The following is a 15,230-nucleotide window of genomic DNA, read 5'->3' on the forward strand; positions in this document are numbered from 1 at the left end:
CGGCGGCTGCGGCGTGCGACGGGCTCGTCGAGCCGGTGCGACGAGTCGCGGTGCGGAGGTGACCCGGCGCGGCGGCGACCGGCGCGCCAGGTGCCGGAGAGACGGGCCGCGTGGCGGCCAGGTCCGGCGGCAGGGCAGCGGGCTGCGCTTTCGGCCCGCCTGTTCTTGCGACGGGCTGCGAAGCCGAGACGAGGTCGGCTGCGGCGTGCTCCCGACGGGGCGGGGCCGCGAACGGGTCAGCGCGGCGCACCGGCGGCGCGAGGCTTCGAAGAGGCCCACGGCCGAGACGCAGGGCTCAGACGCGTCGGTTTCTCCGGTGCCTCGAAGGCCTGCGCAGGCTCGCGCGGCGCCGGGGAGCGGACGAGATCAGACTCGACGCCCCGGCATCGCGACGATCAGAGCGGTCGGCAGGCAGAGCTCACCACGGCTCGTCGAACTCGCCGTCCTTGGCGCCCTCGACGAAGGCATCCCATTCCGCCTGGGTGAAGACCAGCACGGGGCCTTCCGGCTCGGCTCCGTTGCGCATCAGGATGTACTCCTCGACGAAGGCGATCTCGACGCCCTTCTGGTCCTCATCCTCGGTGCTGGTGATCCATTCGGCACTGGAGATGTCGAGGGTGCCTCTGATGTGAGCCTTGTCGTCGTAGATCGGCACCTCGTGTGTCGTCGACGCTGTCTCGTCACTCAATCTTTCTCCCCTGATCAGCCCTTGGCCACGCTGCCGCGCGAACTGTCGTCACCTTGCGCGACGAACCGTATACCTCTGTGATCGCTGCCGGTGGCGGGGCCCGTGAGGGCTCGGCCGCGGCTCCGGAGACCCGGGCGACCGCCGCGACAGCGGCACGAGAGGAAGCGCACGACACCGTGGTCTCGTCGCCCTCGATTACCAGATTCGACGACCCCGCCGCCACCTGTATCGGGCCGAACGGTCCGTTCGCTACGGAGGTCAGGGCCAAACGGTCCCGCTCGGCGTGACTCCATTCGGCCGCCGGGGATCGACGACGACGTCCTGGCAGTGGCGGTTCGATCTCGCCGGAGCCACTGCCAGGACGCGAGACGTCAACGCAGGAGACATCAGCGCGCTGACGTCGGCACGAAAGGCCCCTCGCCTGCGGTGGATCAGGCGGTCTCGGTGATCGGCCGGTCCACCCAGGACATCAGCCCACGCAGCTTCTTGCCGACCTCCTCCACTGGGTGGGCCTCGCCCTCCTGGCGCAGCTTGGAGAAGGTGGGACGGCCTGCGTCCTCCTCGGCGATCAGCTCGCGCGCGAAGGTGCCGTCCTGGATCTCGCCGAGGATCTTGCGCATCTCCTCCTTGACCGAGGGCGAGATGATCCGGGGGCCCCTGGTCAGGTCGCCGAACTCGGCGGTGTCGGAGATCGAGTAGCGCATCCGGGCGATGCCGCCCTCGTAGAGCAGGTCCACGATGAGCTTGAGCTCGTGCAGCACCTCGAAGTAGGCCACCTCCGGCTGGTAGCCGGCCTCGGTGAGGGTCTCGAACCCGTTCTGAATCAGCGCGGTGGTACCGCCGCACAGCACGACCTGCTCGCCGAAGAGGTCGGTCTCGGTCTCCTCGGTGAAGGTCGTCTTGATGACGCCCGCCCGCGTGCCGCCGATGGCCTTGGCCCAGGACAGGGCCAGCGCCTGCGCGTTCCCGGTGGCGTCCTGCTCGACGGCGATCAGCGCGGGCACGCCCTTGCCGTCGACGAACTGCCTGCGCACCAGGTGACCGGGGCCCTTGGGCGCCACCATCGCCACGTCGACGTCGGCGGGCGGGGTGATCAGGCCGTAGCGGATGTTCAGGCCGTGACCGAAGAACAGCGCGTCGCCCTTCTTCAGGTTCGGCGCGATGTCCTCGGTGTAGATCGTCCGCTGGGCGGTGTCCGGGGCCAGGATCATGATCACGTCGGCCTCGGCGGCGGCCTCGGCGGTCGGGAGGACCCGCAGGCCCTCCTCCTCCGCCTTCGCCTTCGACTTCGAGCCCTCGGCCAGGCCGATGCGCACGTCGACCCCGGAGTCGCGCAGGCTCAGCGCGTGCGCGTGGCCCTGGCTGCCGTAGCCGATGACGGCGACCTTCTTGGCCTGCAGCACGCTCAGGTCGGCGTCGTCGTCGTAGAAGATCTCGGCACTCATTGTCATTTCCTCATCTGCTCTGGATCTGCTCTGGAGTGAATCTCTGCTCAGGCTCGCGCCTGTCGAAGGCCAACGGCTCCTCAGCGGGCCGCCGAGACGGTGATCGATCGGGCGCCCCGCCCGACGGCGACCATCCCCGAACGCACCATCTCCCTGATCCCGTAGGGCTCCAACATGCGCAGCAGGGCGTCGAGCTTGTCGGCTGTGCCGGTCGCCTCGATCGCGACCGCCTCTGGCGAGACGTCGACGACCTTGGCACGGAACATCTGCACCGTCTCCAGCACCTGGCTGCGCACGGTGGCGTCCGCCCGGACCTTGACCAGCAGGAGTTCGCGCTGAACGGAGGCGTCCGGATCGAGCTCCACGATCTTGATGACGTTCACGAGCTTGTTGAGCTGCTTGGTCACCTGTTCGAGCGGCAGTTCGTCGACGGCCACCACGATCGTCATCCTGGAGACGTCGGCGTGCTCGGTCTCGCCGACCGCGAGCGACTCGATGTTGAAGTTGCGTCGAGAGAACAGCCCCGAGATCCGGGCCAGGACGCCCGGTTTGTTCTCCACCAGCACGCTGAGCGTGTGCCGACTCATGCGCTCCTGCTCCTGTCCTGATCGAACCGTCTCGGCTAGTCGCCGAGTCTTCCGCGTCGCCGAGACCTCCGCCGCAGGCGACCTGGTGAGGTGCGTGCGAGACGAAGACCGGACGACGTTGCCCCCATCGCGGACGTCCGACACGACACCACGGTGCGCACCGGTGGTGTTCCGCGACCGCGACCCGGCCTGCGTGCGGACGCCGTCCGCACGCCCTGTGTCGTGGTCGGACCGGGTGTTCCGGCCCGCCGCGCGCCAGAAGTCCGGGAGCTCTTAAAGAGCCTGTCTTCAATCCCCACTTTCCTGTTGCGCGGGGCCAGGGGGATCAAAGACAGACTCTGTGAGCCTGACTTACTCGACGTCGTCGAAGACGGGGCGGATGCCCCGCGCCGCCTGGATCTCGTCGTTGCTGGTGCCCGAGGCCACCATCGGCCAGACCTGGGCGTCCTTGCCGACCACGAAGTCGATCACCACGGGTCGGTCGTCGACGGCCATCGCCTTGCGCACGACCTCGTCGACGTCCTCGCGGCTCTCGCAGCGCAGGCCGACACAGCCCAGTGCCTCGGCGAGCAGCACGAAGTCGGGGATGCGCTTGTGCGTGCCCAGGTCGGTGTTGGAGTACCTCCCTGAGTAGAAGAGGTTCTGCCACTGCCGGACCATGCCGAGGTTGCCGTTGTTGATGACGGCGACCTTGATCGGAATCCCCTCGATGGCGCAGGTGGCCAGCTCCTGATTGGTCATCTGGAAGCAGCCGTCGCCGTCGATGGCCCACACCGGGGTGTCCGGTCGGCCCACCGCAGCGCCCATCGCGGCCGGAACCGCGAAGCCCATGGTGCCGAGTCCGCCGGAGTTGATCCAGCTTCCCGGCTTCTCGTACTTGACGAACTGCGCGGCCCACATCTGATGCTGCCCGACGCCCGCGGTGTAGACGGCATCGGGTCCGACCAGGTCGCCGATCCGCTCGATGACGTACTGCGGCGACAGCGAGCCGTCGGAAGGCCACTCGTAGCCCAACGGGAAGCTCTCGCGCCAGCCCTGGACCTGCGCGAGCCACGGCGCGGCGGCGGTGTGCTCGCCCCGTTCCAGCTCCAGACGCAGGGCCGAGATCAGTTCGGCGATGACGTCCTTGCAGTCGCCCACGATCGGGACGTCGGCCCGCCGGTTCTTGGAGATCTCCGCCGGATCGATGTCGGCATGGATCACCTGTGCCTCGGGGGCGAAGGTGGCGAGCTGACCGGTGACCCGGTCGTCGAATCTCGCGCCGAGGGCGATCAGCAGGTCGGCGCGCTGCATCGCCGTCACGGCCGCGACCGTGCCGTGCATGCCGGGCATGCCCAGGTGCAGCGGGTGCGAGTCGGGGAAGGCGCCCCTGGCCATCAGGGTGGTGACCACGGGGATCTCGGCCGCCTCCGCGAGTTCGCGCAGTTCGGCGACCGCGCCCGCCTTGAGCACGCCACCGCCGACGTAGAGCACCGGCCTGCGGGCGCCCGCGATCATCCGGGCTGCCTCGCGGATCTGCTTGCCGTGCGGTCGGGCGGTCGGGCGGTAGCCCGGCAGCCGCAGCTCCGGCGGCCAGGAGAACGAGGTGGTCTCCTGAAGCACGTCCTTGGGGATGTCGACGAGCACCGGGCCCGGTCGGCCGGTGGACGCCAGGTGGAACGCCTCCGCGATCGTTCTCGGGATGTCGGCGGGGTCGGTGACCAGGAAGTTGTGCTTGGTGACGGGCTGGGTGATGCCGCAGATGTCGGCTTCCTGGAACGCGTCGGTGCCGATCAGGCCCCTCGACTGCTGCCCGGTGATCGCGACCAGCGGAACCGAGTCCATGTTCGCGTCGGCGATCGGGGTGACGAGGTTGGTCGCCCCGGGACCCGAGGTCGCCATGCACACGCCGACCTTGCCGGTGGCCTGCGCGTAGCCGGTGGCCGCGTGTCCCGCGCCCTGCTCGTGGCGCACCAGGATGTGACGCACCTTCTCCGAGTCCAGAAGCGGATCGTAGGCGGGGAGGATGGTTCCGCCCGGAATGCCGAAGACGACCTCGCAGCCCACCGATTCGAGCGAACGGACCAGCGATTGCGCGCCGGTCACCTGCACGGGGACCCCGTGCGGTGGGGCGGGCTTCGGCCTGGCGTAATCGGCGGGCGAGGGGACCGGGACTGGTTTCGAGGTTGCGCTGGTCATTCGATCTGCCTCGTGGGGTATCGGTTGCGGGGCGGGCAACAAAAAACCCCCGGCGGCATGGAGCCGCTCGAGGGTTGGCGCGTCGACGCTGGAGGAGCCCTAGGCGTCGGCGCGCCAGGGAAGTACGAGAATGTTCGTCAGTCGCAGCACGCCGAGTACGGTAACCGCCTGTGCACGAGGGCGTCAACTCTACGGGATGAACTTCCCGGATATTGGACACGACCGGGTGGCGAAGAATGGCATCACCGCAGGTGGGTGCGGTAAAGAGACCGTCCACGGACCGCCTCGTCTGACGAGACGGGCGCCGGTGCGAAAATCGGCGGCATGAGCGACACGACCGCGCGGCAGGCCCCCGACCAGCAGCAGCGGGAGCTCTTCCGCATCAGCCCGATCGCCTTGTTCGGCGCGGCGGCCCTCGCGTGGTGCGCGACGCCCTTCGCCTTCGGGGCTCCGGGTCTCCAGCTCGTCTATCTCCTGCCGATCGGCCTGGCCTGGTGGGTGATCCGGCGCCGCACCACGGTGGACGCGACGGGAATCCAGGTGCGCGATGTCTTCGGCGGCGCCCGCGTCGACTGGTCGCAGGTCCGCGGCCTCCGACTGGCCAAGAACTCGACCGTGCACGTGGTGCGCGAGGAAGGCGGCGAGGTCCGGCTGCCCACCGTCCGACCGCGTGACCTGCCGAGACTCGCCGCGCTGAGCGGCGGGCGGCTGCCCGACCCGACGGCGGGCGAGGCGAGTGCGGCCGAGCCGACTGGCCCGGAGGCGGCTGCCCCGGGGACGACGGCCCCCGAGACGACGGCCCCGGCGGCGGACCGGCCGGAGACCGCCGTTCCCGAGGCCGAGGCCGAGGCCGCGCCCGAGGGGCAGGCGAGCGCCCCCGAGGCAACCGGGCCGGATTCCCCCGCCGCCCCGACGACGGAGCAGGCAACTGCCGAGCAGGCGCCGGAGCAGGCAGCAGCCGAGCAGCCTGCGAGGGAGCAGACGGCGCAGCGAACCGAGTAGCGACGGCAGGTCGAGCCTGGGGACCGTGCCGTGCTCAGGGTCGACTCCCCCGCCGTGCGCCGCACCCGCCGCTACGCGTCCCCGAGCGCCCAGACGCGCCACCCCTGCCTGCGCGAACACGAATGCACTGGGAGGCGTCTCGGGCCGCCGGGGGCGCATCATGCCTCTCACCAGGGCTTCCGGCCGCCGTCCTCGCCGGGGGTAGGCTCGGGTACATCGCCGAGCCTGCGGCCCTCACCAGGGCCTGGCGGCGATTCGCCGAACCCGTGGCGATTCTCGAAGCTCACCACCACGTCTCCTCGGAGAAGCCGTGCCTCAGCTACGTTCACGCATCACCACCCACGGCCGTAACGCGACCGGCGCCCGCGCGCTGTGGCGCGCCACCGGCATGACCGACGGTGACTTCGGCAAGCCGATCGTGGCGATCGCCAACTCCTACACGCAGTTCGTGCCCGGTCACGTGCACCTTCGGGACCTCGGTGACGTCGTCGCGGGTGCGGTGCGCGAGGCGGGCGGGGTGCCCCGCGAGTTCCACACGATCGCGGTGGACGACGGCATCGCCATGGGGCACAGCGGGATGTTGTACTCCCTGCCCTCGCGCGAGGTGATCGCCGACGCGGTGGAGTACATGGTCGAGGGACACCAGGCCGACGCGCTCGTCTGCATCTCCAACTGCGACAAGATCACGCCGGGGATGCTGAACGCCGCGATGCGGCTGAACATCCCCACGGTCTTCGTCTCCGGCGGGCCGATGGAGGCGGGCAAGGCGGTGGTGGTCGACGGCGTCGCGCAGGCCCCGACCGACCTGATCACCGCGATCTCCGCATCGGCCAACTCCCAGGTCGACGAGGCCGGGCTCAGCCAGGTCGAGCTGGCGGCCTGCCCGACCTGCGGTTCCTGCTCCGGGATGTTCACCGCGAACTCGATGAACTGCCTGACCGAGGCGCTGGGGCTGGCCCTGCCGGGCAACGGCTCGACGCTGGCCACGCACGCCGCACGGCGGGAGCTGTTCCTGGCGGCGGGCCGCACGGTCGTCGAGATCTCGAAGCGCTGGTACGAGCAGGACGACGACTCGGTGCTCCCGAGGTCGCTGGCGAACAAGGACGCGTTCGAGAACGCCATGGCGCTGGACATGGCGATGGGCGGTTCCACGAACACGGTGCTGCACGTCCTGGCCGCCGCGCAGGAGGGCGAGATCGACTTCTCGCTCGCCGACATCGAGGCGATCAGCCGCCGGGTGCCGTGCTTGTCGAAGGTGTCGCCGAACTCGGACTATCACATGGAGGACGTGCATCGCGCGGGCGGCATTCCGGCGATCCTCGGTGAGCTGTACCGGGGCGGGATGCTCAACGAGGACGTCCGCTCGGTGCACAGCCCCTCGCTGCGCGAGTGGCTCGGGGAATGGGACATCCGCAGCGGCGAGGCCTCCGAGCAGGCGATCGAGCTGTTCCACGCCGCGCCGGGCGGCGTGCGCACCACCGAGGCCTTCTCGACGGAGAACCGCTGGTCCTCGCTCGACGTCGACGCCGAGGGCGGCTGCATCCGGGACGCCGCGCACGCCTACACGGCCGACGGCGGCCTGGCGGTGCTGCGCGGGAACCTCGCCGTGGACGGCGCCGTGATCAAGACGGCGGGCATCGACGAGGAGCTGTGGCACTTCGAGGGCCCGGCGCGGGTCGTGGAGAGCCAGGAGCAGGCCGTCGAGGCGATCCTGAGCAAGACGATCCAGGCCGGTGAGGTGCTGGTCGTCCGCTACGAGGGCCCCTCCGGCGGGCCGGGGATGCAGGAGATGCTGCATCCGACCGCGTTCCTCAAGGGCACCGGCATGGGCAAGAAGTGCGCGCTGATCACCGACGGCCGGTTCTCCGGCGGTTCCTCGGGCATCTCGGTGGGGCACGTCTCCCCCGAGGCGGCCGACGGCGGCGACATCGGCCTGGTGCAGGACGGCGACCGGATCGTCATCGACGTCCGCGAGCGACGGTTGGAACTGCTGGTCGACCCGGCGGTCCTCGCCGAGCGCCGCGCCAAGATGGACGCGAGCGAGCGGCCGTGGCAGCCGGTGGACCGGCAGCGACACGTATCCACGGCGTTGCGCGCCTACGCGAAGCTGGCCACCTCGGCCTCAATGGGCGCGGTGCGCGACGTCAATCGGTGAGGCGGGCGGGCTTGGTGCGAAGGTCGGCACGCTCCACCAGCCTGTTCAGTCGCGGCCATCGGACTCGACGATCGATTGAACAGTGGTCAACCCACGACGGATGGCCGTTGCCTCCATACGCCAAGTAGTTGAGGATATACACCATGTGGCATGGATACGTGGAGAAGCACGCGCTGACTGATAGCGGCCGCAAGCGCGATGGCGTGGACGCCAGACGCGCCAGGGAGCCCCAGGTGGTCCTGAACTCCCCAGAGGAGGTCTCGGACTGGATCAGTCGCACCCGGATCATGCTGGCCAAGGACGCCGATCCTGCGGCACAGGCGAAGAACGCCCTGATGCTCTCGGACCAGAAGACATACCTCAGCGCGGCGCGTAAAGGTGGCAGCGTCTACTCCAGCGTCCAGGCCACCCAGACCGAGACCTGGGATATCTGTGCGGAAGCGGCACCATGATCAAGGCCGATGAGTCTTGTCCCGCAGGTGCGGGTGGCCACACGTATTCCGAGGTCAAAGGCACGTGGCGCTGCACCAGATGCGGTCAGCCGATGTGACGAACAGCAAGGCCTGAACACAGCCGAGGGGCGGCTTCGACGGACTCCGGTTCGACGAAGCCGCCCTTCGCGCTGCTGGCGACCCATCTCGGTAACACGGTCATTCCAGCCAGACGAGTTCGACGCGACGTCCCGCGCCGGTGCCGAGGCCGACCGAGTCCTCCGCGCGCCCCGAAGTCGCGAACAGGGTGCCGTCGGGATGGCAGAGCACGGACCGCCTCCCCATGGACAGGCCCCAGGCGAACACCACCGGGCCGTCGATGTCGTCCCGCAGCTCCCGCAGGGCGAACCTCCTCGGCTCGTTCACCCGCGTGATCACCTCCTCGGCGAGGTGACCCGAGTGCCGCGCCCGGCTGGGCGACGGCCGGTGCTCCTCGGCCGCCGCCGGGATCGCCATATCGTCATCCGGTGTCATCGGCACACTCCCCTTCATCTCGATTGCGATGCGTGTCACAGTACTCGCACTAATATAAATAGTTACTCACTCAATCGTGTAATTGATCTAGGAGACGACCCGGTGGTTGGCTCTGGACGACCACCATCCACGCCAAGCCAGGGAGCACACGAATGGCACCGGAGTCGCCGACCATCGCAATCTGGGAACTGGGACTCCGGCTGCGCGAACGGCGCTACCTCCTCGGGCTCACCGCCACCGAGTCGGGCAGGCTGGCCCGCTGCACTCAGGCACACGTCTCGGAGATCGAACGCGGCCGCACCCGAGCCACCAAGGACAAGCTGACCCGCCTGATCAAGGCATACGAGTTCGACGCCGACGAGACGGCCGAGCTGTGGAAGCTGCACGAACACGGCGGACAGCGCGGCTGGTGGAACAAGTACACCGGGATCTTCAGCAATGAGCTCCTGCGGTTCTTCGGCTACGAGCACGGCGCGGAGAGCGTGCGGACCTACAGCGGCGGGTTGATTCCCGGCCTGTTGCAGACCGAGGAGTACATCCGCGCCGTCATCCGAGGCGCCGCGCCGAACCTACGGTTGTCCGAGGAGGAGCTGCGCGTCACCGCCAGGAAGACGCGGCAGCAACGACTCGCTGGCGACGATCCACTGCACCTGACCGCCGTGATCAGCGAGGCGACCTTGCGGCAGCGCGTCGGCGGCATTGCCGTACTCCACGGTCAGCTCGAACACCTCATGACGCTCATGGAACAACATTCGGAGAACCTGGACGTTCGCGTGATCCCTTTCACGGCGGGCGGCTTCGACGCACTCGACGGCTCCAGCTTCCATCTCGTAGGTTTCGCGAGCCCACGGCTGCCGACGCTGGCATGGCAGGAGACGATCACGTCCACTGCGCTGATCGATCACACGATGACCGTCCGGGAGTACACTCTGGCCTATCACCAGGCAGAAGAGCGCGCACTCGATCGCGAGGAATCCCTTCGCCTGATACGGGACGCCGCCAAGGAGTTGTCGTGATCAGCAGGTCTTCGAGCAGCCGGCCACACGACGCACAGTGGATCAAGTCCACCCGCAGTACGAACAACGGCCACTGCGTCGAGATGCGCTTAAGCCGGCAGACCGTCGCCGTCCGCGACTCCAAGAACCCCGACGGCGCCGAACTCACCTTCCCGGCCACGGCATTCGGCGCCTTCCTCGCCGCCCTCAAGAACCGCTGAGCCCGACTCGCCGCACGCGCCCCGCCGTCGGGCGCAGGCGCAGAGGCCGCCGACGCGTGTCTCGGGGTGCCGCATGCGCGTCGCCGGCCGAATCGCCGTCAGCGTCAGTTGGGCGCAAGTACCCCCGCCCGTTCCGGGTCGAAGCTCTGATAGCGCAGGCCGCCGTCGGAGGTCAGCGTCAACACCGTGCTCCTGGGCTCCACGCACTCGAACCCCTCGTTCGCGGTGCCCTGGTCCTCCTCGGTGAGGCTGATCTGTCCCTCGGCCGCGTGTTCGAACGTCAGCGTCGCCGCGCAGCCGCCCTCCGGCCGCAGGAACTCGCCGATCTCCTCGCCCGCCCCGCCGTTGGTCAGAGTCAGCTCGACGTCCACCGGTTCGGCGTCCTCGTCCTCGTCCTCGCCTGCGGGCAGCACGCTGCCTGCCCACTCGCCCGCGAAGCCTGCGGGGAGCGAGTCGAGGGCGGTCGCGAAGGTTCCGGACCGCTGCGGGTCATCGCTCGTGTAGCGGATCGTCCCGTCGGCCAGCAGGTCCACGGTCGTCGTCTCGGGCTCCGCGCAGTCCTCGTCGTCGTGCTCGGTCTCCAGGTCACGCTCATGGAATTCGAGCCGGGTGGCGGTGGCGGCGTCCAGGATGAGCGCCGCCGAACATCCGGAGACGGGCCGGGTGAAGGTGCCGACACTGCCGCCGACGTTCCCACCGGTGAGGCTGATGGTGGCGAACGCCGACTGTGAGTCGCCGTCGACGGTCTCGACCAGACCCGCCCAGTCGCCGATGAAGGCTCCCGGGACCTCCCCCACCGCAGCGTCATCGACCGGGGCGTCGTCGACCGGATCGGTCCCGCCGCCGCTGTCCCGATCGTCCTGGGCCGACCCGGTGCCCGGCACGGCCAGGCCGCCGCGCTGGCCCTGGCCGAGCAGGAAGGCGACTGCGGCGACGGCGACGACCACCAGCAGTGCCGCGACCGCGGTCAGCACCGCCGCACGTCGACGACCCGACGACCGGGGCGGTGCCGGTGCAGGCAGCGGCCCGGACGCCGAGGCCGCGGTGGGATGCATGGTCCTGGGCACGGGATGGAAACCGGACTGGGTGGACGGGGAATGCGGCGAGCCCGCCTGCGACATCGCGTCGGCCGGATGCGGCTGGAGCCGGGTGTGGTGCGGGCTCCTGCCACCCGGCTGCCTGGCCGCAGCTTCGGGAACGGCCCGCCCCACCATCGGTTCGACGCCCGACACCAGGGTGTGCGGGACTCGGTTCGCGGGCGAGGAGGACACCTTCGACCGGGTCGTCGGCGCGTCCAGGTCATCGGGCTCGTCCTGGGTCTCGACGACATCACCGGCGGCGAGGGCGACCGGGGCCGGCGTGCCCTGGCCGGGCGTCGCGGGCGACAGATCGGCCCGCAGGCCGCGCACCTGCTCCCGCTGCTCGGCGATCAGGTCGACGATCGACCGGGGTAACCAGGTGTCCCCGCTGTCGACCGGGCCGATCTGGGCCAGCAGGTCGTCCGGGGTGGGCCGGTCGGCGGGGTTCTTCGCGAGGCAGGGTTCGACGATCGCCCGCACCTCGGCGGGCAGCGAGTCCAGCTCCGGTTCGGAGTGCACGACCCGGTAGAGCAGCGTCGCCGAGGACGCCGTCCCGAAGGGGCCGGTGCCCGAGGCGGCGAAACACAGGGTGGCGCCCAGCGCGAAGACGTCCGAGGCCGTCGTGAGCTCGTCGCCCTCGACCTGTTCCGGCGACAGGAAGCCCGGCGAGCCCACCAGCATCCCGGTGGCGGTGAGGCCGCCGGTCGAGTCGGCGGCCCGGGTGATCCCGAAGTCGATGACGCGCGGGCCGTCCTCGGTGAGCAGCACGTTGGCCGGGGTCAGGTCGCGGTGGATCAGGTTGACGCGGTGCACCTCGCGCAGCGCGGCGGCCAGCCCCGCCGCCAGGGTGCGCACGGCGGACACCGGCAGCGGGCCGGTCTCGGCGACCGCTCCCCGCAGCGAGGGCCCCGGCACGTAGACGGTGGCCAGCCAGGGCACCGTCGCCTCCGCGTCGGCATCCATCACCGGCGCGGTGTACGCACCGTTCACCAGCCGGGCCGCCGCCACCTCCTGCCGGAACCGGCCTCGGAAGAGCGGGTCGACGACGAGATGCTGGTGGATCAGCTTGATCGCGACCGTGCGACCGTCGGAGGAGAGCGCCAGGTACACCCGGCCCATTCCCCCGGCCCCGAGCCTGCCGAACAGGCGATACCGCTCGATCGTCCTCGGATCGTCCTCCGCCAAGGACTCCATGTCTCTCCCACCCTCGTCCCTGCTGATCACGGACGGCCGCCGTCGACGTCGTCACGCCTGACGAACCGGCCGCAGCGGCCGGGCCGTCAGTCGCGCCCCCGACGTCGACGAGAATCCCCTCTACTGACGTCCGGACCCCGATCGGCGTTCCCGAACGCGCCCGCCCGCGAAGGGACTTCTCGTTCGCGGCCCGTCAGACACCGATCATGCCTTCTCGGAGCGTCCTGTTCCGACCGCACCGGCGATGTGGCCGCCCGAACCGGCCGCCGACGGCGAAAGGAGAGGCCGAATCGAGACCGGATCTCGACCTCCGAGACCGCTGTCGTCACTGCTGGTCGAGCTGGCCGCGTAGCTCGGGGTCGGCACCGAAATAGTCCAGACTCTCGCCGTCGAAGGTCCGCAGAACCTCGCGCGCGGGCACAGTCGGACAGCCCTCGCCCTCGACCCTGATCTGTCTGACGGCAAGCCAGAACGGGTCCGCGTAGACGATCTCCGAGGCGTGGTGGCACCCGTCGGTGAGTTCGACGTACACCTCCGCGTTGTCGATCGACCCGGCAAGGATCTCGATCGACACGTCGGCGGTCGTCTCGGTCTCGGAGTCCCCATACCGCGCCCCGTCGACGGTGCCGGACCAGGCACCATGCAGCTCTTCGGGAACCTCGTCGAGCGACAGGGAAAGCTCCGAGGCCAGGGCGGGCTCGGTGGTCTCGTAGTACATCAGGCCCCTGTCGAGCGTCAGCGTCGTCGTCTCGGGCTGGGGACAGGTGTGCTCCTCGATCTGACTGTTCGCGACGGCTTCGGCGAGGGTCACCGTGTCGTCGTCGATCACGGCGGTCAACTCGAGAACGGCATCGCAACCGGACTCGAAGTGCAGCACGGTGCCGACCGCGCCGCCGACCACGCCGCCGTCTTCCAGGTTGATCACCACGTGTGAGTAGATCTCCTCGCTGTCCTCGGACGTCAGGTAGCCGGTCCACTCCCCGACGAAGTCTCCAGGCAGCGGGGCGGCGGGCGACTCCTCCGTCGACGCAGGCTCCTCGGCAGACGACTGGACGGAGGGGTCGCCCGGGCCCTGTGCCATTCCGGCGCCGCCGCGATCAGTGAGCGCGATGAGGCTCACCACGACGACGGCCACCAGGATGATCAGTGACGCGGTGAGGGCGGCGTATCTGGCCGAGCGCCGAGGCCGGTTCATTCCGGGCGGGCCGAATATCGGCGAAGGGTGCGGATTCGGCCCGAAGCGCGGCGTGACGTGCCCCCATCCCGACCCCGGCGTCATCGGCGCGCCGCCGCCCGGGCCTGGCGCCCCGGAGCCGGGCGCGGCGCCCCCGACGGGTGTCGCCCCGTCCACCCACATCGACGGCGGCGGGACCGGCTGCGGCTGCCCAGGGCCAGCCTGCGGATGCGACCGGGTGCCCTGCGAGTGGCCGCCCGACGCGGTCGCCCGGTCGACCCTGGCCGTGACGTCGGCGTCCTCGGCTCCGGTCGGCTCTGTGCCGTCCCGGAGCACGCGAAGCTGGTCGTTCTGTTGTTCGATGAGGCTGCGCACCGGTCCGGGCAGCCAGGACAGCCCGCCGCGCACCGAGCCGAGGAGATCCAGCAACTGCTCCGGCGTGGGTCGCAGCTCGGGCTGCCTGGCCAGGCAGGGTGCGACGATCGGGCGCAGCTCCGACGGCAGCTCGCCGATCAGCGGCTCGGTGTGCACGACCCGGTAGAGCAACGCGGCCGAGGAGACCTTGCCGAAGGGACCCGTTCCGACGGCGGCGAAGAAGAGGGCGGCACCGAAGGAGAAGACATCGGAGGCCGAGGTCAGATCACGGCCCTCGACCTGCTCCGGCGACATGAACCCCGGCGAACCGATGATCACCCCGGTTCCGGTCAGCTCCGTCCCGGTCTCGATCGCCTTGGTGATCCCGAAATCGATGACCCGAGGCCCGTCATCGGTGAGCAGCACGTTGGCCGGGGTGAGGTCGCGGTGGACGAGCCCGGCGCGGTGCACCTCGCGCAGCGCGGCGGCCAGTCCGACGGCCAGGGTGCGCACCGAGGCGACCGGCAGCGGACCGTGCGTCCGGACGGCGTCCCGCAGCGACGGACCCGGCACGTACACCGTGGCCAGCCACGGTAGCTCCGCCTCGGCATCGGCGTCCATCACCGCCGCCGTGTAGGCGCCGCTCACCCGGCGAGCGGCGTCGACCTCCCGACGGAACCGGCTGCGGAACATCGGATCGGCCACCAGCTCGCGATGGATCACTTTGATCGCGACGACCCGACCGTCCGTGGACAACGCCAGGTAGACGCGTCCCATCCCACCGGAGCCGAGCCTGCCCACCAGCCGGTAGCGGCCGATGGCCTGCGGATCTTCGCGTTCTAAGGGCTCCATGCTCTCCCCTGGTTCGTCCGTCGGGGTCACCGTGACGCTACCGAGACGACTGCGGGCACGGGATCGGCGCCGCGTGCGACGAGCACGACCGAGTACGAGGCGAGCCCGCTGGTCACGCGGCGAATCGGGTGGCCGCCCGGAACCGACGGCCGGTGGGCCACGCGGCGGGGCGTCCGTGCGAGACCGTCCCCTCCGAACGGCGAGGTGAGCGAGTCCGGGCAGCGACGACCTTACGTCGCCCGCCCCGGTCTCGGACGCGAAATTCGAGGACTCGGCCGACACCGGCAGGGCGTGCTTCGGCGCTGTGCCGGAACGCCGAGACCTCCGGCTGTCTGCGAGCG

The 15,230-nt window shown here is 70.0% G+C and carries 12 protein-coding genes; 5 read left to right on the forward strand and 7 right to left on the reverse strand.

What is annotated here, in order from left to right; translation table 11 throughout:
• Positions 1-418: 418 nt before the first annotated feature.
• From UA75_RS26695 to UA75_RS26710, 4 genes are all read right to left on the reverse strand, one after another.
• Positions 419-688: a DUF397 domain-containing protein gene (locus UA75_RS26695; RefSeq protein WP_198042859.1), complete on the reverse strand. Its 270-nt coding sequence runs from the start codon at positions 686-688 to the stop codon at positions 419-421.
• 431 nt (positions 689-1,119) lie between these two features.
• Positions 1,120-2,133, reverse strand: coding sequence for a ketol-acid reductoisomerase (gene ilvC / locus UA75_RS26700; RefSeq protein WP_075742595.1), 1,014 nt, complete (start codon positions 2,131-2,133; stop codon positions 1,120-1,122).
• 80 nt (positions 2,134-2,213) lie between these two features.
• Positions 2,214-2,720 carry an acetolactate synthase small subunit gene (gene ilvN / locus UA75_RS26705; protein WP_075742596.1) on the reverse strand — a complete coding sequence of 169 codons (507 nt, stop codon included), beginning with the start codon at positions 2,718-2,720 and terminating at the stop codon, positions 2,214-2,216.
• A gap of 351 nt (positions 2,721-3,071) precedes the next feature.
• Positions 3,072-4,898: an acetolactate synthase large subunit gene (locus UA75_RS26710; protein ID WP_075742597.1), complete on the reverse strand. Its 1,827-nt coding sequence runs from the start codon at positions 4,896-4,898 to the stop codon at positions 3,072-3,074.
• Between the two features lie 324 nt (positions 4,899-5,222).
• Between UA75_RS26710 and UA75_RS26715 the strand changes: the two genes are divergently transcribed.
• From UA75_RS26715 to UA75_RS26725, 3 genes are all read left to right on the forward strand, one after another.
• Positions 5,223-5,900 (forward strand): PH domain-containing protein, encoded by a 678-nt coding sequence (locus tag UA75_RS26715; protein ID WP_075742598.1) that lies wholly within the window; start codon positions 5,223-5,225, stop codon positions 5,898-5,900.
• A gap of 310 nt (positions 5,901-6,210) precedes the next feature.
• A complete protein-coding gene (gene ilvD, locus UA75_RS26720) occupies positions 6,211-8,055 on the forward strand; it encodes a dihydroxy-acid dehydratase (protein ID WP_075742599.1) in 1,845 nt (614 codons plus the stop codon).
• A 143-nt stretch (positions 8,056-8,198) separates the two neighbouring features.
• Positions 8,199-8,507, forward strand: a complete 309-nt coding sequence (locus UA75_RS26725; protein ID WP_075742600.1) for a hypothetical protein — start codon at positions 8,199-8,201, stop codon at positions 8,505-8,507.
• A 198-nt stretch (positions 8,508-8,705) separates the two neighbouring features.
• Here UA75_RS26725 and UA75_RS26730 read toward each other — a convergent pair whose 3' ends face one another.
• Positions 8,706-9,020 (reverse strand): hypothetical protein, encoded by a 315-nt coding sequence (locus UA75_RS26730; RefSeq protein WP_157434457.1) that lies wholly within the window; start codon positions 9,018-9,020, stop codon positions 8,706-8,708.
• Positions 9,021-9,172: 152 nt separating this feature from the next.
• On the opposite strand from UA75_RS26730, the gene UA75_RS26735 reads away from it, so the two are divergent.
• Together UA75_RS26735 and UA75_RS26740 are read left to right on the forward strand one after the other, a co-directional pair.
• Positions 9,173-10,036 carry a DUF5753 domain-containing protein gene (locus UA75_RS26735; protein WP_075742602.1) on the forward strand — a complete coding sequence of 288 codons (864 nt, stop codon included), beginning with the start codon at positions 9,173-9,175 and terminating at the stop codon, positions 10,034-10,036.
• Entirely contained in the window at positions 10,033-10,236 is a 204-nt protein-coding gene (locus UA75_RS26740; RefSeq protein WP_232237462.1) for a DUF397 domain-containing protein, read from the forward strand. The genes UA75_RS26735 and UA75_RS26740 overlap by 4 nt, the downstream gene beginning before the upstream one ends.
• A 104-nt stretch (positions 10,237-10,340) precedes the next feature.
• Here the strand turns inward: UA75_RS26740 and UA75_RS26745 are convergent, their stop codons facing one another.
• Positions 10,341-12,509, reverse strand: coding sequence for a serine/threonine-protein kinase (locus UA75_RS26745; protein WP_075742603.1), 2,169 nt, complete (start codon positions 12,507-12,509; stop codon positions 10,341-10,343).
• 325 nt (positions 12,510-12,834) lie between these two features.
• The gene (locus UA75_RS26750) at positions 12,835-14,919 is read right to left on the reverse strand and encodes a serine/threonine-protein kinase (protein ID WP_232237464.1); all 2,085 of its coding nucleotides are present in this window, start codon (positions 14,917-14,919) and stop codon (positions 12,835-12,837) included.
• Positions 14,920-15,230: the final 311 nt, after the last annotated feature.

The organism is Actinoalloteichus sp. GBA129-24 (assembly GCF_001941645.1).
GTDB lineage: Bacteria > Actinomycetota > Actinomycetes > Mycobacteriales > Pseudonocardiaceae > Actinoalloteichus_A > Actinoalloteichus_A fjordicus.